At 70.8% G+C, this 18,548-nt stretch carries 17 protein-coding genes; 6 read left to right on the forward strand and 11 right to left on the reverse strand.

Annotated features, from left to right (window positions below):
* Positions 1–1,095, reverse strand: a 1,095-nt coding sequence (locus tag AB0J69_RS58595) for a non-reducing end alpha-L-arabinofuranosidase family hydrolase (RefSeq protein ID WP_364137437.1), incomplete at its 3' end; no start/stop codon positions are given.
* Between the two features lie 58 nt (positions 1,096–1,153).
* Complete coding sequence (locus AB0J69_RS58600; protein WP_364137408.1) at positions 1,154–2,590, reverse strand: endo-1,4-beta-xylanase; 1,437 nt, start codon at positions 2,588–2,590, stop codon at positions 1,154–1,156.
* Positions 2,591–3,959: 1,369 nt separating this feature from the next.
* Between AB0J69_RS58600 and AB0J69_RS58605 the strand changes: the two genes are divergently transcribed.
* Positions 3,960–4,379 carry a nuclear transport factor 2 family protein gene (locus tag AB0J69_RS58605; protein WP_364137410.1) on the forward strand — a complete coding sequence of 140 codons (420 nt, stop codon included), beginning with the start codon at positions 3,960–3,962 and terminating at the stop codon, positions 4,377–4,379.
* Between the two features lie 21 nt (positions 4,380–4,400).
* Here the strand turns inward: AB0J69_RS58605 and AB0J69_RS58610 are convergent, their stop codons facing one another.
* The 5 genes from AB0J69_RS58610 to AB0J69_RS58630 all read right to left on the reverse strand — a co-directional run bounded on the left by AB0J69_RS58610 (position 4,401) and on the right by AB0J69_RS58630 (position 8,756).
* Positions 4,401–4,523: a hypothetical protein gene (locus AB0J69_RS58610; protein ID WP_364137412.1), complete on the reverse strand. Its 123-nt coding sequence runs from the start codon at positions 4,521–4,523 to the stop codon at positions 4,401–4,403.
* Positions 4,524–4,962: 439 nt separating this feature from the next.
* On the reverse strand, positions 4,963–6,180 hold the full coding sequence (locus AB0J69_RS58615) for an MFS transporter (protein ID WP_364137414.1): 1,218 nt from the start codon (positions 6,178–6,180) through the stop codon (positions 4,963–4,965).
* Positions 6,180–6,749, reverse strand: a complete 570-nt coding sequence (locus AB0J69_RS58620) for a pyridoxal-phosphate dependent enzyme (RefSeq protein WP_364137438.1) — start codon at positions 6,747–6,749, stop codon at positions 6,180–6,182. Before AB0J69_RS58620 ends, AB0J69_RS58615 begins: the two co-directional genes overlap by 1 nt.
* Positions 6,750–6,915: 166 nt before the next feature.
* Positions 6,916–7,587 (reverse strand): response regulator transcription factor, encoded by a 672-nt coding sequence (locus AB0J69_RS58625; RefSeq protein ID WP_364137416.1) that lies wholly within the window; start codon positions 7,585–7,587, stop codon positions 6,916–6,918.
* Positions 7,584–8,756 (reverse strand): histidine kinase, encoded by a 1,173-nt coding sequence (locus AB0J69_RS58630; RefSeq protein ID WP_364137418.1) that lies wholly within the window; start codon positions 8,754–8,756, stop codon positions 7,584–7,586. Before AB0J69_RS58630 ends, AB0J69_RS58625 begins: the two co-directional genes overlap by 4 nt.
* A 167-nt stretch (positions 8,757–8,923) precedes the next feature.
* On the opposite strand from AB0J69_RS58630, the gene AB0J69_RS58635 reads away from it, so the two are divergent.
* The 5 genes from AB0J69_RS58635 to AB0J69_RS58655 all read left to right on the forward strand — a co-directional run bounded on the left by AB0J69_RS58635 (position 8,924) and on the right by AB0J69_RS58655 (position 14,294).
* Positions 8,924–9,121, forward strand: a complete 198-nt coding sequence (locus AB0J69_RS58635; protein ID WP_364137420.1) for a hypothetical protein — start codon at positions 8,924–8,926, stop codon at positions 9,119–9,121.
* Positions 9,118–9,813 (forward strand): ABC transporter ATP-binding protein, encoded by a 696-nt coding sequence (locus AB0J69_RS58640; protein WP_364137422.1) that lies wholly within the window; start codon positions 9,118–9,120, stop codon positions 9,811–9,813. Before AB0J69_RS58635 ends, AB0J69_RS58640 begins: the two co-directional genes overlap by 4 nt.
* Positions 9,810–12,230, forward strand: a complete 2,421-nt coding sequence (locus AB0J69_RS58645) for an ABC transporter permease (protein WP_364137424.1) — start codon at positions 9,810–9,812, stop codon at positions 12,228–12,230. The genes AB0J69_RS58640 and AB0J69_RS58645 overlap by 4 nt, the downstream gene beginning before the upstream one ends.
* Before the next feature lie 129 nt (positions 12,231–12,359).
* Complete coding sequence (locus AB0J69_RS58650; RefSeq protein ID WP_364137426.1) at positions 12,360–13,112, forward strand: hypothetical protein; 753 nt, start codon at positions 12,360–12,362, stop codon at positions 13,110–13,112.
* Between the two features lie 294 nt (positions 13,113–13,406).
* Positions 13,407–14,294: a hypothetical protein gene (locus tag AB0J69_RS58655; protein WP_364137428.1), complete on the forward strand. Its 888-nt coding sequence runs from the start codon at positions 13,407–13,409 to the stop codon at positions 14,292–14,294.
* Positions 14,295–14,422: 128 nt separating this feature from the next.
* Here AB0J69_RS58655 and AB0J69_RS58660 read toward each other — a convergent pair whose 3' ends face one another.
* From AB0J69_RS58660 to AB0J69_RS58675, 4 genes are read right to left on the reverse strand one after another with little or no spacing between them, the layout of a single operon-like run.
* Positions 14,423–15,058: a response regulator transcription factor gene (locus tag AB0J69_RS58660; protein ID WP_364137430.1), complete on the reverse strand. Its 636-nt coding sequence runs from the start codon at positions 15,056–15,058 to the stop codon at positions 14,423–14,425.
* Positions 15,055–16,299, reverse strand: coding sequence for a sensor histidine kinase (locus tag AB0J69_RS58665; protein ID WP_364137432.1), 1,245 nt, complete (start codon positions 16,297–16,299; stop codon positions 15,055–15,057). Before AB0J69_RS58665 ends, AB0J69_RS58660 begins: the two co-directional genes overlap by 4 nt.
* A gap of 7 nt (positions 16,300–16,306) precedes the next feature.
* Positions 16,307–17,014 (reverse strand): ABC transporter permease, encoded by a 708-nt coding sequence (locus tag AB0J69_RS58670; protein ID WP_364137433.1) that lies wholly within the window; start codon positions 17,012–17,014, stop codon positions 16,307–16,309.
* Positions 17,014–17,931, reverse strand: coding sequence for an ABC transporter ATP-binding protein (locus AB0J69_RS58675; RefSeq protein WP_364137435.1), 918 nt, complete (start codon positions 17,929–17,931; stop codon positions 17,014–17,016). The genes AB0J69_RS58670 and AB0J69_RS58675 overlap by 1 nt, the downstream gene beginning before the upstream one ends.
* Between the last annotated feature and the right edge of the window lie 617 nt (positions 17,932–18,548).

Raw genomic sequence — 18,548 nt, forward strand, 5'->3', positions numbered from 1 at the left:
GACCTGGACGGCTTCGAAGAGGTTGTTCGTGGTGTCGCTCATGATCACTGTTGAGGTGGTGCCGAAGCTGCCCGGGAAGTTGCCGAGGGGCATGCTGGCCCGGTAGATCTTGCCGTTGTCGCCGGCGAAGAACAGGTACATGTTGGTGCTGTCGCCGATGAGGGTCTGGTCGATGGGGCCGGTGCTGGAGCCGGTGATGCTTCCGGAGAAGAGCACCTGCTGTGCTGACCAGCCGTTCGGGTTGGCGGGGTCGGTGGAGGTCCGGTAGGAGAAGGCGGTGCCGCCCCATTGGTAGGCGAGCACCCAGATGTTCTTCGGGGCGAAGTAGAGGAGGGTGGGTGCGACGGTCGAGGAGGACATGGTGTTCTGGCTGGCCGAGGCCATGTCGGACCAGTTGGTGAAGAGGCTGAAGTTCATCGAGCCCCATCTTGTGCCGGTGTCGTGGGTGGTGGCGTAGACGAGGTGCCGGCCGTTGTAGGGGGCGACGGTGAAGTCCTTGAGCGAGACCCAGCCCGACTTCGGGGTCGCCAGCGGGCCTGTCGAGGTCCAGCGGTAGGTCGACGGAAGATCGCACGTGCCGGTCGGCGTGGGTGTCGGGCTCGGGTTGCCGCCGTCGACCTGGACGAGCTGCCACTGCTGGTTGGCGCCGCCCCAGTCGTCGTACTGGACGATGTTGGCGCCGTCGGCGGTGGAGGCGCCCTGCACTTCCAGGGCCTTGTTGCTGTGGCGCGAGATGAACCTCACATAGCCGTCGGAGCTGTCGGCCAGCCGCCACTGCTGGTTGGTGCCGTTGCCGTCGGCCCATTGCACGATCGCGCCGCCGTTGGCGGTGGAGAAGTTGTGGACGTCGAGGACCTTGCCGGAGTGGCGGGACTTGATGCGGTAGTAGCCGCCGCCGGAGTCGACGAACTGCCACTGCTGCTGGTTGCCGTTGTTGCGGCTCCACTGGGTGATGCGGGCGCCGTCGTTGGTGGCGAGGTTGTAGACGTCCAGGGCCTTGCCGCTGTTGCGGTTGACCAGGACGTACCAGGCGTTGGTGTCGACGGTGGCCGCGCTGGCGGACTGCGTCTGAAGGGCGACGAACAGCCCCGCCAGTAAGGTGGCGACCGTCGCGAGGACGGCCAGGAATCTGAATTTCACGAGGTTCTCCGATTCATCCGACTCGGACGAGTTGCCACTGCTGGTTGGCGCCGTTCCAGTCGTCGTACTGGACGATGTTGGCGCCGTCGGCGGTGGAGGCGCCCTGGACCTCCAGGGCCTTGCTGCTGTGCCGGCTGATGAGGCGGACGTAGCCGCCGCTGTCGGCGACACGCCACTGCTGGTTGGTGCCGTTGCCGTCGGCCCACTGGACGATCGCGGCGCCGTTGGCGGTGGAGAAGTTGTAGACGTCCAGGACCTTGCCGGACAGGCGCGACTTCAGCCGGTACCAACCGCTCTCCGAACTGACGAACTGCCACTGCTGCTGGTTGCCGTTGTTGCGGGCCCACTGGGTGATGCGGGCGCCGTCGTTGGTGGCGAGGTTGTAGACGTCGAGGGCCTTGCCGCTGTTGCGGTTGACCAGGACGTACCAGGCGTTGGTGTCGATCGGTCCCGGGTCGGGCGAGCCGCCGTTGAGGGCGTCGAGGGTGGCGGTGTAGGCGGCCTTCTTGTTGCCCGAGGAGTCGAACAGCAGCGGGTTCTCCCCGGTCCGCCAGGAGTCGCTGTCCCGGATGCCCCAGACCGTGATGCCGGTGCAGCGGGAGACCGCCAGGCAGGCGCGGGTCACCGAGGCGTAGATGCCGGCCTGGCCGGCGCCCTGGGCGACGTCGAGCTCGGTGATCTGGACGTCGACGCCGAGGTCCGCGAAGCGCTGCAGGTTGGCCTGGTAGTCGCCGGAGAGCGAGGTGCCCAGGTGGGACTGGAAACCGACGCAGTCGATCGGCACCCCACGCGCCTTGAAGTCGCGGACCATGTTGTAGATGCCGGTGCTCTTGGCGTTGATCCCGTCGGTGTTGTAGTCGTTGTAGCAGAGCTTGGCGCCCGGGTCGGCGGCGCGGGCGGCCCGGAAGGCGGCCTCGATCCAGTCGTTGCCGGTGCGCTGGAGGATCGAGTCGCGCCGCCCGCCGCTGCCGCCGTCGGCGAAGGCCTCGTTGACGACGTCCCAGGAATGGATCTTGCCCCGGTAGTAGGTGGCGACCTGCGTGACGTGGTTGATCATGGCCGTGCGCAGGGTCGAGCCGGACAGGGTCTGCGCCCAGCCGGGCATCTGCGCGTGCCACAGCAGGGCGTGCCCGCGGATCTTCATGCCACGCCCGATCGCGTGGTTCACGATCCGGTCGCCGCGCGTGTAACTGAAGGAGTTCCGGGACGGCTCGGTGGCGTCCCACTTCATCTCGTTCTCGGCGGTGACCGAGTTGAACTCGCGATTCAGGATGTTCACGTACGTCGAGTCACCCAGCTTGCCGGCGGCCACGGCGGCGCCGAAGTAGCGGCCGCCGCGCTCGGCCGCGGAGGCGCCCAGCGTCGAGGCGGCGTCGGCCGGCCCGGTGAGCGCCACCGACAGGCCGATGGCGACCAGCCCGGTGGTGAGGAGGGACAGGAGTCGTTTCATGGATGGGTCGTGCCTTTCTGCGTCGATGTGTCGGGTGGGGGGTGGTCACACTCCGCGGCCCGGGGACTCGCGCGCGGGGGTCGGCGGGTGGAGCGGGAAGGCGGCATGCCGGATCAGCCGGGCCGTGCGGACCTCAGGCCGGCGGTCGACCGCCTGACCGAGCGGGCGGTCTGTCGTGCGCGGTTGCCGGGGACGAGGGGTGACACCCAGGGCTCCTTGCCTAGACCGAAGATGGCGATCGCTAGTGTTGTTAGCGCTAACATTCGATCTTGCACAGCTTCATGACTCATTCGGTGTGTACGTTGTCGCGGAGTACATCCGACGGTCCGGCCGGACGTCAACGAAGGGCGGCCGTTACCGGCCCGGGCGTTGCCGGCGGAACGCGTCCCAGCCTGGAGTTTCGTCCGGGAGGAGGCCGCGCCGCACTGTCCGCGCATGTGAAAGTTTCAGTGATGCCACCAGGCCGTAGTCAGATAACTTGCGGCGTCTGGGGCGTTAACTGGCTGCCGCCGATTGCCCTCGCCACCGTGCTCCGCCAGGCCGCCCGACCCACTCCGCGCGCCGTTGGATCACCTACGGGCCGACACGAACCCCCGCAAGCCAGCCGTGAGCACCTCCGCCCGAGCCTGGAACCGGCCGAAAGTACGGCTGGGAACGACGGCAACGCTACCTGCGGCCGGTGCCGGGCGCCGATCCCGAGCTGCAAGCGGCTGCCTCGGGGTCGCGGAGCTTCGGCGTGGTCCAGCCCAGGGTCTGCTTGAACAGCCGGAAGGTGTGTTCCAGATCGAATCTGCGCAGGAACGTCTGCCAGGGCCGGTCGAGGCCGGCCGTGTCGGCGCCGGTGCTGCCGACAGGTGCCCGACCACCACAGCCAGACGGGCTCGGGCTCGCCGCCGCTGGGCAGGTGCTCGACGCTCAGCCGGATGACGGCAGCTGGCGCCACACGATGAACTCTGTCCGCCAGAGCACGCTGGCACTCGCAAGACGGCCGCCCGCCTGGAGACCGAGCGCCCGTACGCGCTGCGCGAGGCCATCATGGCCTGCCGCAACGGCGGCGTCGTCGCGATCGTCGGCGTCTATGGCGGGCTGATGGACAAGTTCCCGATAGGTTCGTTGATGAACTGGTCGCTGACCGTCCGCGCCGGGCAGTGTGCCACGTGCAGCACTACCTTCAGCCGCTGCTCGGCCGCAGCCGCCGGGGCGAGCTCGACCCGAGCTTCGTGATCTCGCACCGGCTGGCGCTGAGGGAGGCTCCGCACAGGTTCGATGTTCAAGGACAAGCAGGACGAGTGCAGCAGGGTCGTCCTCACGCCGTGAGCCGCCGGGCGGCGGGGCGGCGTGACCGGCACACCACGACAGGAAACCCACGATGCCCGACGTCATAGACCAGCTGGTGACCGCTATCAACGCTCAGGACCTGGACGAGGTCGTGCGCTGCTACCAACCCCGGGCCACCGTGGTCGGCCCGGAGCTGCAGGCCGAGGGCCTCGAGCAGATCCGCTCCTACCACCTCCACATATGGGAGGCGTTCCCCGGCGCCCGCATGACCGTCTGGGAACGCTCGACCGAAGGCGACACGGTGGCGATCGAGGGGGTCTACACCGGCACGCACGAGGGGCCGTTCCTGAGCCCCGAGGGCGAGGTCATCGAGCCGACCTCCAGGCCGATAGGCATCCGCTTCTGCTGGATGTTCACCCTGGAGGGCGGCGTCATCGTCAGCCATCGCCTCTACCACGACCAAATGGAGATCTACAGCCAGCTCGGCATCCGGCTCACCACGGTGAGGTAGCGGGGCGTGGGGCAGCCCGGGTCAGCCGCAGTGCTCGAACTTCGAGGTGTACTGCAGCTTGCCGTAGTTGCCGCCCCACTGGACGCAGTGGGGCTTGGCCGCGAGCCTGACCGGGCCCCGCCGTAGGTGGTTGTACGCCCACACGATCGCGCCCGCGCTCGCCGCCGCCGTCGTCTCGCTCGGCTCGGCCAGCTACGATCGTTGTGGATTCTTGGTATCTCCTCGCAGGTCAGAGCGAGATGATCTTTTCTGGCACGTAAGGCACGTTGGCCGGCCGTCGCAGCATGTTGCGAGGACCGGGCGCGGGTTTCGCCGGCATCGCTGCGACCGGCCGCATCACGGCCGATGTCGCCGCCGGCGCCGGCTCGCGAGCGCCTCACCACGTGGCTGCTCGCCCGCGCCGATCTGCTGGCCGAACGGGTAGGCGATGCTCTATGGGTCGGCAGCGCGGCCCGCTCACATCGACGGCACGGTGAAGGGCGATCTCGCATGCCGCAAAGGGCGATTTGTCGATTCATGTCGGGTTAGAGGTCCCGGATTGCCACGGCGAACGGCGTGGCGGCCGGACGAAGGACGATCGCGTTCAGAACGGTGTGCTCGTGGACGAGATGCGGCGCGCACGTCCCCGAAGCCGATGCCTGCGAGGGGCGCCGAGCCGCCGGACGGCCAGCGCGCACGCCGCCCCCGTGGCGGCGAGCACGCTCCACACCCAGACCGGCCCGACGTCGAGCAGCCGCCCGACCGCCAGGTTGCCCGCGGCGACGCCGAGACCGGCGACCGTGTTGTAGAAGCCGTAGTGGGTGGCCACCCGGTGCTCGCCCGACAGCGTGACGATCGTGTCCATCTCGAAGGGACAGGTCAGCACGGTGCCGAGCGTGAGCAGCACCGTGCAGGCCAGCCCCGCGGCCACGGGCACCGGCGCGCCGGCGACCCCGTACGGGATGAGCGGTACGAAGGCGAGCCCCATCAGCGCGAGGCCGCGCGCGATGACCTGGGAGGCGCTCCAGCGCTTGCGCGCCCAGTCGGTGATGTGGACCTGGCCCAGCATGGCCACCAGCGCCGACACGACGAACAGCGCGCTGACGGCTCCGTGGTCGCCGATCGCCAGCGGCAGGGCCAGGTAGATCTGGAACGACAGCACGTACGAGCCGGCCATGGCCAGCGCGAACATCCGGAACGGCCGGTTGGCCGCGACATCTCGCCAGTCCGCCAGCACGCTTCCACGAGGCTCCTCGCTGCGGCACGGCGGCAGGGCGAACAGTTGCAGCACGGTGAGCGCCGCGAAGATCGCCGCCGCCACCACGCACACCAGCCGGAAGTCGGCCGCGAGCAGGGCCACGCCGATCGGCGGCCCCAGCAGGATGCCCGCCTGGCAGAACACGTTGAACAGGGCGAACGCCTCCACCCTGCGCTCTGCCGCGCCGTGCGCCACGTACGCGCGCACCGCCGGGTTGAACAGCGCCCCGGCGAACCCGGTCATCACCGAGGCGACCAGCAGGACGGGCAGCGTGCCCGCGAACCCGAGCAGGGCGAAGCCCGCCGTGCGCAGCACGCAGCCCGCGATGATGACGGGCCGGTAGCCGAGGCGGTCGGCGAGCGTCCCGCCCAGCAGGAACAGGCCCTGCTGGCTGAGATTGCGCATGCCGAGCACCAGCCCCACGGACCAGGCGGCCATCCCCAACCCGTCGGCCAGGTGCCCGGCGAGATAGGGCATCAGCATGTAGAAGCCGATATTGATGGCGAACTGGTTGACCATGAGCAGCCGGACGCCGCCGTCGAAGGAGCGGAAGCGGCGCCACATCAGCGCATCACCATGCGGGTCCACCGGGTGACCCCGGCCTCGCCGGGATGCTCGATCTCGTCGGGCTCGGCGGCGGGCGGCCGGTCGAGCAGGTCGTGCCCGGCGCAGTAGGCGTCGTCGAAGACGGTCGTGCAGCAGCGGGCGGGGCCGTCCGGGAAGATCGCGGCGATCCGGGTTCCGGGCGGCCGGGTTCGGGCGTGCCAGGAGGCCACGACGGTGACCGCCCCGACGCTCCATCCGCCGGTCGCGTAGTGGATCTGGGCGAGGGTACGGCTGGCCCAGACCGCTTCGTGCGGTGCCGCCCAGTGCACCTCGTCGAAGGCGTCGTGGGCCACGTTGCGCGGATGGATGTTGCTGCCCAAGCCGCGCATCAGGCGTGGCCGCGCGGGCTGGCCGAAGATCGTGGAGCCGATGGAATCCACCCCCACCAGGTGCAGTGCCGGGTTGTGCCGGCGCAGCCGCCGTGCGACCCCGGCCGAATGGCCGCCGGTGCCGACGCTGCAGACCAGCACGTCGATCCGGCCGAGTCGCGCGACGAGCTCGTCGGCCAGGCTCGTGTACTCAACAATGCGTACATAACTAGCTACTCAGGGTAGTTGTCCGGTTCGGCAGCGATGCACGCGGCCCCTTGTCCGGGCGTACGCGTTCGCGCACAGTGCCGGCCGGATCACCCTCGGCCGGTGGAGCGAGCAGCGGTCCCGCTGCGCCTTGCGACCTCCCCGCCCGCTCGGAGGCTCAGCGGGCTTCGTCCGGCCGACGCGGGCGGTTGATGCCGGTCTCGTACGCGAAGATCACGGCCTGTACGCGGTCGCGGAGGCCGAGCTTCATCAGGATGCGCTTCACATGGCTTTTGATCGTCGATTCCTCGACGACCAGCGAAGCGGCGATCTCCCGGTTGGACAGGCCCCGGGCGACCAGTTCGAGCGTCTCGCGCTCCCGCGCGGTCAGCGTGCCGAGCCGGGACTGGTCGGCGAGGTCGGGCACGGGCTGCTGGGCCAGCCGGTCGATCACGCGCCGGGTGACCGAGGGAGACAGGAGTGAATCTCCCGCGGCGACGGTGTGCACCGCGGCGATCAGGTCCTCCGGGCGGGCCCGCTTGAGCAGGAACCCCGAGGCGCCGGCCCGCAGGGAGCCGAAGATGTAGTCATCCTGCTCGAACGTCGTGAGAATGAGGACCTTCACCTCCGGCGCCGTCCGCGAGAGCAGCCGGGTGGCGGCGATGCCGTCCAGATCCGGCATCCGGACGTCCATGAGGACGACGTCGGGCGCGAGCCGGCCGGCTCTCTCGACGGCCTCACGGCCTGTGGCGGCCTGCCCGGCGATCTCGATGCCGGGGTCGGCGGTGAGCAGCTCGATCAGCCCGGCCCGCATCAGGTGGTCGTCGTCGGCGATGAGCACGCGGGTCATGGCTGCTGTCCTCCGTAGGGGAGCCGGGCGCGGAGACGGTGGGCGTCCGCCGTTCTCGTGGCGTCGAGGCTGCCGCCGGCCAGGGTGGCCCGCTCGCGCATGCCGATCAGCCCGTGGCCGTTCGTCCGACGGGGGGTGCCGCGCACCGGGTTCGTGACGGTGAGCGTGAGCTCCGGGCCGGTGAAGTCGAGCTCGATCCGGGCGTTCCCGATGCCGTGGCGGGCCGCGTTGGCCAGCGCCTGCTGGAGGATGCGGTAGGCGGCCTGGTCGGCGGCGGCGGCGAGGGGCCGGGCCGTGCCGGTGACGTCGAGCTCCACCCGCAGCCCGGCCGCGGTGTGGTGGGCGATCAGGGTGTCGAGCGAGGCCAGCCCGAGGGGTGTGGCCGGTTCCGGGTCGCCGTCTCGTAAGGAGCCGACGAGCTGGTCGATCTCCGCCGCCGTGTGCCTGGCCAGCTCCTCGATCGCCGCCAGCGCCGCCGGGGAGCCGTCATGGCGCAGCCGGGCCGCGCCCGCCCGGACGGCGATCAGGCTGATCGCGTGGCCGGCCGAATCGTGCAGGTCACGGGCGATCCGGGCACGCTCCTCGGCGACGGCGAGCCGCCGCTCCCGCTCGGCCTCATGCACCGCTCGCCGGCGTTCGGCGGCCGCCTCGCGCTCGGCGTGCACGGCGCGCTGCCTCAGCTCGGCCACCTGCTGGCGCCGTAGCCGGGTCCGCTCCCCGGCGAACCACGCCGCCGCCCAGGGCAGGGCGGTGTGCACGAGCCCGACCACCGGAAAGGCGGGTGCCGTGGCGGCCGCCGCGCCCACGTACGCGAGGAACAGCCCGGCGACCAGGGCGGCACTGCGTACCGTCCACGCCGCGTTGGCGGCCAGCAGGTAGAGGGCGGCGATGGGGCCCGGCAGCAGCCCGGTCGGATAACCCATCCCCGCCAGGACCACGCTGACCCCCGCCGCCACCGTGAAGACGGTCAGCGGGAAGCGCCGCCGGACCACGAACGGCACGGCAGCGCAGGCCACGAGCACGCCGCCGAGCAGGTCGAGCCCGCGGGCACCCGTACGGACCGCCACGGGTCCGTCGTGTGCGAGCAGCACCAGCGAGACGACGAGCACGGCTGAGGCCAGAGCGGCGTCGAGGAGCGCCCGCGAGCGGGCTGTGGTCGGAGATGACATGGCAGGGCCAGGGTACGCCGCCCGTTCTCGGCGGGCGTCCTCCCGGGGAGGGATCCCTCTCCACGGAACGGGGACGCGGAAGATCCGCTCACGGGGTGTTTCGGCGTGGCGCGCGGCGCTCGTAGCGTGACCGCCGGTAACGACACCGGCGCACGGAAGGGGCGCGTATGGCCGGAACCGGCGACGGCATGGCCCGCTGGACGAAGGTGGCGGGGATCGTCGCAGCCATGGTCGTCCTGCTCGTCATCGCCATGATGCTCATCCGGGGTGGCGGCCTGGGCCATCAGATCCCCAGCCATGGTGGCGGCGCGAGCAGCGCGCCACCCGTGGGTGGCCACACTCCGCCGAAAGGGGTTCACGAATGATCGAGGTCACTGATGTGGTGAAGACCTATCCGCTGGGGGAGGGCGAGGTGCTCGCGGTCGATCGCCTCAGCCTGTCGGTCGAGGCGGGGGAGTTCGTCGCGGTGGTGGGGCGGTCGGGGAGCGGCAAGACGACCCTGCTCAACCTGCTCGCCGGGATCGACCGTCCGACGTCGGGCACGGTACGGGCGGCGCAGGCGGATCTCGGCGGGCTGTCGGAGTCCGAGCTGGCCGAGTGGCGGGGGCGCAACGTCGGGCTGGTGTTCCAGTTCTTCCAGCTCCTGCCCACGCTGACGGTGGCCGAGAACGTGATGCTGCCGATGGACTTCGCCGCCAAGATCCCCGCCGTACGACGCCGCGACCGGGCGCTGGAACTGCTGGACCGGGTCGGCATCGCCGACCAGGCGGGCAAACTGCCGGCGACGCTGTCCGGCGGCCAGCAGCAGCGCGCGGCGATCGCCCGCGCGCTGGCCAACGATCCGCCGCTGCTGCTGGCCGACGAGCCCACCGGCAATCTCGACTCCCACACAGCGCAGGCCGTCCTGGACGTGTTCGCCGGCCTGAACGCCGAGGGGCGCACCATCGTGGTCGTCTCACACGAACGCGACATCAGGGCCATCGTGCGCCGCGAGATCACTCTCGTGGACGGGCGCATCGTCGCCGACGAGGACGACCGGGCGCGGGTGCGGACATGAGCGGGCTGCTGCGGGTGAAGCTCCGCCGCGACCTGCGGGTGAGCTGGTCCAGGTTCGTGCTGATGGTGGTCGCGATCGCGGTCAGCCTGACGGTGTTCGGCGGCATGCTGAACGCCTGGGCGGCCATCGGCAGGGAGACCGGCGGCGCGTACATGAGCACCGGACCGGCCTCGGCCACCATCGTGCTCGACCGGGGCGTCACCCCCGAGCGGATGGCGGCGGTGACGGCCGCGGCCCGTACCAGGCCGGGGGTGCTGGAGGCGACCGGGCGGACGCAGTTCGAGGGCGCGGTCGAGGTGGGCGGGAGGGTGCTGGACGTTCCGCTGCAGGTGTTCGTGGCGGCGGCGGACGATCCGATGCGGATGGCGAAGTTCGACGTCGGGCAGGAGGGGCGGTGGCCGCCGTCGGAAGGCGAGGTGCTGCTCGGTGCGGACTCGCTCGCGCTGCTCGGGGTGGCGGTCGGCGACTCGGTGACCGTACGGGGGCCGGGCGGGCAGCTGCCACGGCTGCGGGTGGCGGGGACGGTGTACGACCCCAGCCTCGCCCCCTCACCGCAGGAGCAGCGGGGACGTGGCTACCTGTCCACGGCGGCTCTCGGCCGGCCGGCCCTGCTGGAGCAGGTCAAGCTGCAGATCGCCGGCCCGGGCGGGCGGGAGCCGAGCCGGGACCGCGACGCCGTGGTGGCCACGGCCACCGAGGTCGGCGACTGGCTGCGCCGCGAGCAGGGACTGACGGTCGCCGAGATCCAGGTGCCCCAGCCGTACGCGCATCCGCACCAGTGGCAGTCGGACGTGTTGCTGCTGTCGCTCATGGCGGGCGGCGCCGCGGCGTTGCTGCTCAGCACGATCCTGGTGGCGAACATGCTCAACACCCTGTTCACCCGGCAGATCCCGCAGATCGGCATCATGAAGGCGATCGGCGCCCGGTCCGCCACCATCGGGCGGTACTACCTCGTGATGACGCTGCTGGTGGCGGCGCTGGCCACGTTGATCGCGCTGGGCCCGGCGATCTGGATCGGCCGGGCGTTGCTCGGGACGCTGCTGACCACGCTCGGCATCCAGCCCGAGAGTCTCGCCGCGCCCTGGTGGGCGTACGTGGTGATCCTGGTCGCCGGTCTCGGCCTGCCACCGTTGATCGCGCTGCCGCCGCTGGTCAAGGCCGGCCGGACGACCGTGCGGGCGGCGATCGACCACCGCGGCGTCGAATCGGGACGGGGCGGTCTCCTGGCGCGGCTCAGCCGGATGCCCCGGCTGGACCGGGGGCTGCTCATGGCCCTGCGCAACACCGTACGGCGGCCGGCCCGGTTCTGGCTGGCGGCCGGGCTGCTGGCGACCGCAGGCGCGGTGTTCGTCGCCGGGATGTCCCTCGAAGCCGGTGCGAACGCCGTCACCGAAGAGCAGGCCGCCCAGCGCACCTGGGATGTCGAGCTGCGGCTGGGCAGCCCCGCCGCGACGGACGCGGTCATCGGGGCGGTACGGCGGGTGCCGGGCGTCACCCGTGTCGACGGGCTCCGCACCGAACCCGTCGGGGTGGCCGGGCCGTTCGGATTCCCGGTCACCCGGACCTACCCCGACCAGGGACATGGCCGTATCACGCTGACCGCCGGCGTCACCCCGTCCCTCAAGCTCCTGGAAGGGCGCCGGCTGAACCCCGGCGAGACCGGCGCGGTCCTGATCAGCCAGACCGCCAGGAAGAACACCGTGCCGGGTCTAGCGGCCGGGGACAGCGTCCGGCTGTTCATCGGCGGGCGGCCGACGTCGTGGCGCGTCGCCGGGGTGGTCGAGGAGCGGGGCGGCGCCGGCGTCTATGTGACGGCGGAGGGCCTGGCCGCCGCCACGGGGCGACCCCAGGAGGTCGACCAACTCCGGGTCTTCACCGCAGGCCATGACGAGGCGACCCGTGACGCCGTCGCCGCGGCCGTCGGCAGGGCGGCCACCGCCGCCGGGTTCACGGTGGAGTCGGCGTCCTCGATCAGCCGCAGCGAGGCCGTCAGCACGGGACACATGGGGCCGCTGCTGCTGGTCCTGCTGGGGATCGCCGTGCCGTTGGGCGTGCTCGGACTCATCGGGCTGGCCTCCACCATGGGGGCGAACGTGCTGGACCGGACCCGGGAATTCGGCATCATGCACGCCATCGGGGCCCGGCCCAGGGCCGTACGCCGCATCGTCGTCGCCGAGGGTCTCCTCCTCGCGCTCGCCGGATGCGTGGCCGCGATCGTGCCGGCGCTCGTGCTCACCTGGCTCATGGGAGCAGGGCTCGGCAACCTGTTCATGAGCGCGCCCTTGCCGTACCGGATCTCCGCCCCCGCGGCCGGGATCTGGCTCCTGCTCGCCCTGCTGGGCGCGGCGCTGGCCACCGACGCGGCCGCGACCCGCGCCTCCCGCATCACGGTCCGGGAGGCCCTCGCCCACCTGTGAACGGAACGGACACGGGCGTCGCGTGCCCGGCACACCACGCGACGCCCCTCCCGGCACGTCTCCCAACCCGCTCGACGAGCCGTCACGGCGCCGGATCGAGCGCGTCGGCGACGGAGCCGCAGGAGTTTCGTGAGGGCGAACCCGCACCTCCTTCCTGGAACCAAGCCGGCGCTGCTGGACAAGGTGCAGGATGGCCTGCGAAAGCCAGGGCACCGACCACCGAGGGGGACACAGGTGACGGATGCGTTGCCGCAGGACTGGTGGCACGTCTATGACACCGTGGACCGCGCCGAAGACGAGATCGACGCGAGAACCGGGACGGACGACCTGTTCCATGCGCTCGCGACGACGGAGCGCCTCGTCGGCGCGCTCCCCGGATCGGCCGAGGCGCACTACCTGCGCGGATACGTCCTCCACCTCTGCCAGGTGAAGGGCCAGGCCCGGAGAGGCGAGGCATTGTCCGAAATACGGCAAGCGTTGCGGCTGGACCCGGGGCATCAATGGGCGCGATTCCACGAGATCGTTCTCTGCTACGACGCGGGGCAGTACGGGGCGGTGCTCGACGCCTTCACCCGGCTCGATCGGGCCTACTTCGACGGCGCGGGCAAGGACTGGCGTTACGTCAAAGCCGTCGAGTACCGCCTGTGCTGCCTGTTCCGGCTGGGGCTGCTCGGAGAGTTCTCCGCGGGGCTCCCGCCGCTGATCGACGAGTACGTGCGCACGGAGGACGATCCGGACCTCGGTCCGGAACGTCCGGCCGTGCTGCTGACCCTGTACCAAGAGGTCCTCGCGCAAGGGGAGGCTCCCATGCGGGACCTCCTCCGGCAGGAGCTGAGCCGCTTGGTGCCGGGACACTGGGTGTCGATGGAAGAGCTCCGGTGACGGGCGACAGGCCGGGCAGGTCCTGGTCCGGCCACCGGATGACGTGTGCGCCGTCGGCGGTGGAGCCACCCGAGACAGTGAGCGGCTTGCCGCCGCGCCGCGAAGCGGGAACATGCCGGAAGACACACGCCGACGCCTGTGGGTGCCCGATGCCCGGCCGTTGGGCTGACCTGGGGGTTTCGTGCTACCACCAGGCAAGCCCCGACCTCGGTGCGGGGAGCGATGCCGCGCCGCGGCGCAGGTGTTCGGGGAGGTTCGTCGGAAGTCTCGCCAGGCGAACCTTATGATCACCGGATGGCTTTACCGAGGATCCCCACGATCGTCCTGCTGCTCGTCCTGACGGCCGGCTGCGGAGACGGCGAAGCGGTCACGGCGCGAACGCCCGCCGAGGCGGTGACTCAGCGGATGAAGGGCTCGGCCGGTGTGAAGGTCACCAGGCTCGTCCGCCTGGACTACGGCGAGAAAGTGTTCACCCCTCCAGCGGAGGACGACTCCGTCGCGCTGGTCAACATCGGCGAATACAGCGAGAGCCGCGCCACCGGCGTCCTCGGCGCGACCGCCTCCGACCTGACCGCGACCTACTACCGGACCAATGTCCCCGATGAGGTGAAAAGCGTTGTCCCCACTGACCTGTCCTACATGACGACCAGGACGATCACGATCACAGGCTCCGGCACCTACCGGTACCGGGCTGATCGGCAGGACGTTCCGGCGGGCAAGTCCTGGCTTCATGGCCGCAGCCCCGATTGCGAGCAGTTGTTGCGCGCCATCGGCTCGCTCGGCGTACGCAACCTCGTCTCACCCGAGGTGCTGCGAAAGCTGGCGGCCCCTGCGCCCTCTTCGGGGGCGGCCATCGACGGAGTCGCCACCGTCGTGCACGCCGGGAGCAGCTCGCTGACAGAGTTCGCCATCGCGGCTCCACACGACGACCCCGTGATCGCCGCCCAATTTCGCAAGCGGAACGACTTGACACAGATCTCCTGGCAGCTGTGGGTCGGACCGGACCGGCTTCCCCGCCGGGTGCACCTCACCTCGACCTATCCCATGGCCGAGGACAACCAGCCCAAGACCACCGTGACCGAGGTCGACTTCACCGACTGGGGCAGCGATGTGCTCGTCGAGCCTCCACCGTCGGACCAGGTGCACGAGACCGGGACTTGCCTGGACCCGGAGCCGTACTGAGCTGTTGGAGTCCGGTCAGCCGGCGCTCGCACCGCGCAGGCGAGAACGTCATCTGCGGGCCTGCACGGGAGAATGTTCCGCTGTTACGCGACGCCGCCGCCGGGCTCGGCCGCCGTCGCTGAGCCTTGTCAGGACCGGTTGAACAGCCCTCGCTCGAAGGCCACTGCGACGGCGGCGGCGCGGTCGTTGACGCCGAGTTTGGCGTAGATGTGCAGCAGGTGGCTTTTCACGGTGGCCTCGCTGATGAACAGGCGGGAGGCGGCCTCGCGGTTGGTGGAGCCGCGGGCGATCAGCGCGAGCACCTCCAGCTCACGTGCGCTCAGCGGATCGGACGGCGCGCGCACCTGGCCGATCAGCCGGGTGGCCACCGAGGGAGACAGGACCGCCTCGCCGCGCGCGGCGGCCCGCACGGCGCGGACCAGTTCCTCGGGCATCGCGTCTTTCAGCAGGTAGCCGGTCGCGCCCGCCTCGATGGCCGGCAGCACGTCGCTGTCGGTGTCGTAGGTGGTCAGTACGAGGATCCTGGCCGTACTGCCGCGCTCGGCCAGCCGCCTGATCGCGGTGACCCCGTCGGTGCCCGGCATCCGCAGGTCCATGAGGATCACGTCGGGCCGCAACTCCTCGGCGAGGCTGACCGCCCCCGCGCCGTCACCCGCGACCCCGACCACCTCGAAGCCCGGCTCGCCGGTGAACATGCCGCGCAGCCCGTCGCGGACGATGGGATGGTCGTCGACGACGATCAGCCGGATCGGGGGCTCGCTCATCGGAGCTCCTGAGCCGGGACCGTGGCCGAGACGGCGGTGCCCGCGCCGGGCTCCGACTCGATTTCCAGGCTGCCCGCCAGCCTGGTCACGCGTTGCCGCATGGAGGTCATGCCGAAGCCGCCGCTGTGGGCGTCCGGGACGAACCCGGCGCCGTCGTCACGCACGTCCAGCGTGACCACGTCGTCCATGTAGGACACGGTGACGCCGACGCGGGTGGCGCCCGCGTGCTTGCCCACGTTGGCCAGGGCCTCCTGCGCCACGCGCAGCAGGGTCACCTCCACCTCGGGGTGCAGCGGCCGGGCCAGGCCGGTCGTGGCGAACTCGGTCCGCACGCCCTGGATGCCCTCCCACCGCTGCACCACCTCCGCCAGCGCCTCCGGCAGACGGGCGGACTCCAGCTCCCATGGACCCACCGCATGCACCGACCGGCGGGCCTCGGCCAGGCTGTCCCTGGCCAGCTGCGCGGCGTTGTCGAGGTGGCGCTGCCACTCGCCCGGGTCATGCTTGGCCCGGGCGGCCGCCTGGACCTGGGTGATGATCCCGGCCAGCCCCTGCGCCAGCGTGTCGTGGATCTCCCGTGCCATGCGCTGGCGCTCGTCGGTGGCGCCTGCCTCGCGGGCCTGCAGGAGAAGCTGGGCCTGGAGCCCGGCGTTCTCCCGCATCGTCTCCTCCAGCTTGGCGTTGGTCTCGGCGAGCTGATCGACCATCTTCTTGCTCCGGACGCTCTGGTCGGCGGTCATGTCGCCGAAGAGGCTGAACAGGACGACCAGGATCACGATGGCGACGATGACCAGCACGTAGGAGGAGATGATGGCCGGATCAGGGCCGGGCAGCCCGCCGAAGTAGCCGGTGACCGCGGCCGCCGCCGTCGCGGCCACGCCCGCGATCCGCCATCGCCCACGCAGCATATGCCAGGAGTGGACGTAGCCGGTGAAGGCGAAGAAACCGGCGAACCACGGGCTGAGCAGGCCCAGCGCCGCGATGAACGCCACCAGCCCGGCGATGTAGAGGCCCGCCGCCTTGCCGTTCGCCATCCAGGCAGGGTGCAGCGTGACCATCCACAGCGTCCATCCTGCGGCGAGCGCGCTCAGCCCCAGGACGCCGAGCCGATGGTTCCACGAGGGGGCGTCCCCGGTGAGCAGCGCGAGCCCCGCCGAGACGGCCAGCAGCACGTACGGAACGACAGCCAGGCCGATGGCCCATCGCCCTTCCGCGGTGTCGAGCGGGCCGGACGGCGTCATCGCCGCCTCACTCCCAACGGAAGAAACGGGCCGCGACCAAACCGATGACCAGCGCATATACCGCCATTATCGCCAGAAGCAGAGGCTGTGTCGCCGCCCCGCTCCAGGCGTTGTGGACAGCCTGCCTGAACAGTCCGAGCGGGGTGAACTCGCCGATCGTGGCCAGCAGCTCGGGCATGGCCTCCTTGGGTTGCATGACGCCGCCGAGGTAGGCCAGCGGGAAGTAGAGCAGCACGCCGACCCCGTTGGCGGCGCGCCCGCTCGCCGCGGTCGCGGCGATGAGCAGACCGACCGCGAAGATCGCCGAAGTGCCGAGCAGGAAGGCGGTCACCATCGTCATGACGCGGGCGGGCACGGCCGCCTGGAAGACCGCCACCGAGACCGCGACGAGCACCGCCGAGGCGAGCACCGCGAACACGAGCTGGAGGATCAGCTGCACGCTCAGCAGGGCGCCTGGGCTGACCGGCGTGGTGGACAGCCTGCGCAGGATGCCCCGCTCCCGGTAGGTGGCCAGGGTGGTGGGCACCATGTAGAGCCCCACCAGCCCGACCGCGATCGTCATCGACATCGAGGGCAGCGCCGCGGTGTCCCCCGGACTGGTCCCGCTACCGAAGATCCCCAGGATGAAGAGCGGAACGGCCATGCTGAAGATCGCGCCGGGGTCGCGCAGCAGCAGCTTGGACTCGACCTTGGCGAGTTTGGCGAAGCCGGTCATCACGTCTCCTGGGTGCCGAAGGCACGGCCGGTCAGGGCGACGAAGGCGTCGTTCAACGTATGCTGCTCGACCCGCAGCTCGGCCACCGGGACATGGTCACGAGCCAGTGCGGAGGTCACCGCGCCGGCGAAGTCTCCTCGGCCCGCGACGATCACCCGGTCGCCGGAGCGGGTGACCGACACCACCCCCGGCAACCCCGTCAGCAGCGCGTCGTCGAAAGGCGCCAGCGGCCGGAAGCGCAGATGCTGGTCGGCGTCCACGGCCGAGATCAGGTTCGAGGGGGTGTCCATCGCCACGATCCGCCCCCGGTCGAACACCGCGACCCTGTCGCACAGTTCCTCCACCTCGTCCATGTAGTGGCTGACCAGGACGACGGTCACGCCCGCCGCTCGTACCTGCTTGATCAGCTCCCAGGTGACCCGGCGGGCGGCCGGATCCAGCCCGGTGGTCAGCTCGTCCAGGAATGCCACCTCCGGGTCACCGACCAGCGCCAGGGCGATGAAGAGACGCTGCTTCTGCCCGCCGGACAGGGTGGCGAACCTGACGTCGCGCTTGTCGGCCAGCCCCCACTCCTCCAGCAGCACCCGCCAGTCCTTGGGCGATCGGTAGAAGGAGGCGTACAGGTCGAGCGCCTCCCACACCTTGATGTTCTCCGGCAGGAGCGACTCCTGCAGTTGCACGCCGACCTGGTGGCTCAGCTCCCGCCCGTCCCTGACCGGGTCGAGCCCGAGGACCCTGATCGATCCCGAGTCGGGCTGCCGCAATCCCTCGGCGCACTCCACGGTGGTCGTCTTGCCCGCCCCGTTGGGTCCGAGGATGCCGAAGATCTCACCCTGCTCCACGGAGAAGGACACCTCGTTCACCACCGGGAGCCTGCCGTATCTCTTGACGAGGTCGTTCACCTCGATAACTGCCATGTACCAACCTTCGGCCGGACCTCCCCTCGCCCGAATCGCCCGCCCGGCCATGATCCGCCGCTGATGCGGCTGAGCCCGGAATCCACCGATCGGTTGATGCGGTCCGCCGAGGACTCCAGTACATCGCCCGGGCCGACGGCACCTCCAGCTTGCAGACCGAACCGCCACAAGCCAGCCTTCTGGGAACAGATCGACGATCGAGGGCGCCCTACTGCGAAGCTACGCGCACCCGACGAGGCAATCGATCACCCGCGGCACATGGCGAGCCAGCGGCGGGGGACGCCGTCCCACCCCAGGCCTTCCGCTGCGGATGCCGGAATGCCGGCCGGGGTCCAAGTTCCGTGCCATCGCCCCCCACCTGCGCGATGTTGACGCTTTCAGCCTCTCCGATGGTCGCCAGTATGGCGCTGTGCATCCAGTCGCGCCTGGCCCACGCCTTTGGGCGAGCGGGTCGGGCCGGCCGAACGGCGCCAGGCCGGGCAGGTGCGCGCGGGCAGGTGCGCGCGGGGAAGTGCGCGCGGGGAGGTGCGTGCGGGGAGGTGCGTGCGGGGAGGTGCGTGCGGGGAGGTGCGCGCGGGGAAGTGCGCGCGGGGAGGGCACAACCGGCGCCGCTCGGC

The sequence above is a fragment of the Nonomuraea sp. NPDC049709 genome (assembly GCF_040674815.1).
In the GTDB taxonomy this organism is placed as follows: domain Bacteria; phylum Actinomycetota; class Actinomycetes; order Streptosporangiales; family Streptosporangiaceae; genus Nonomuraea.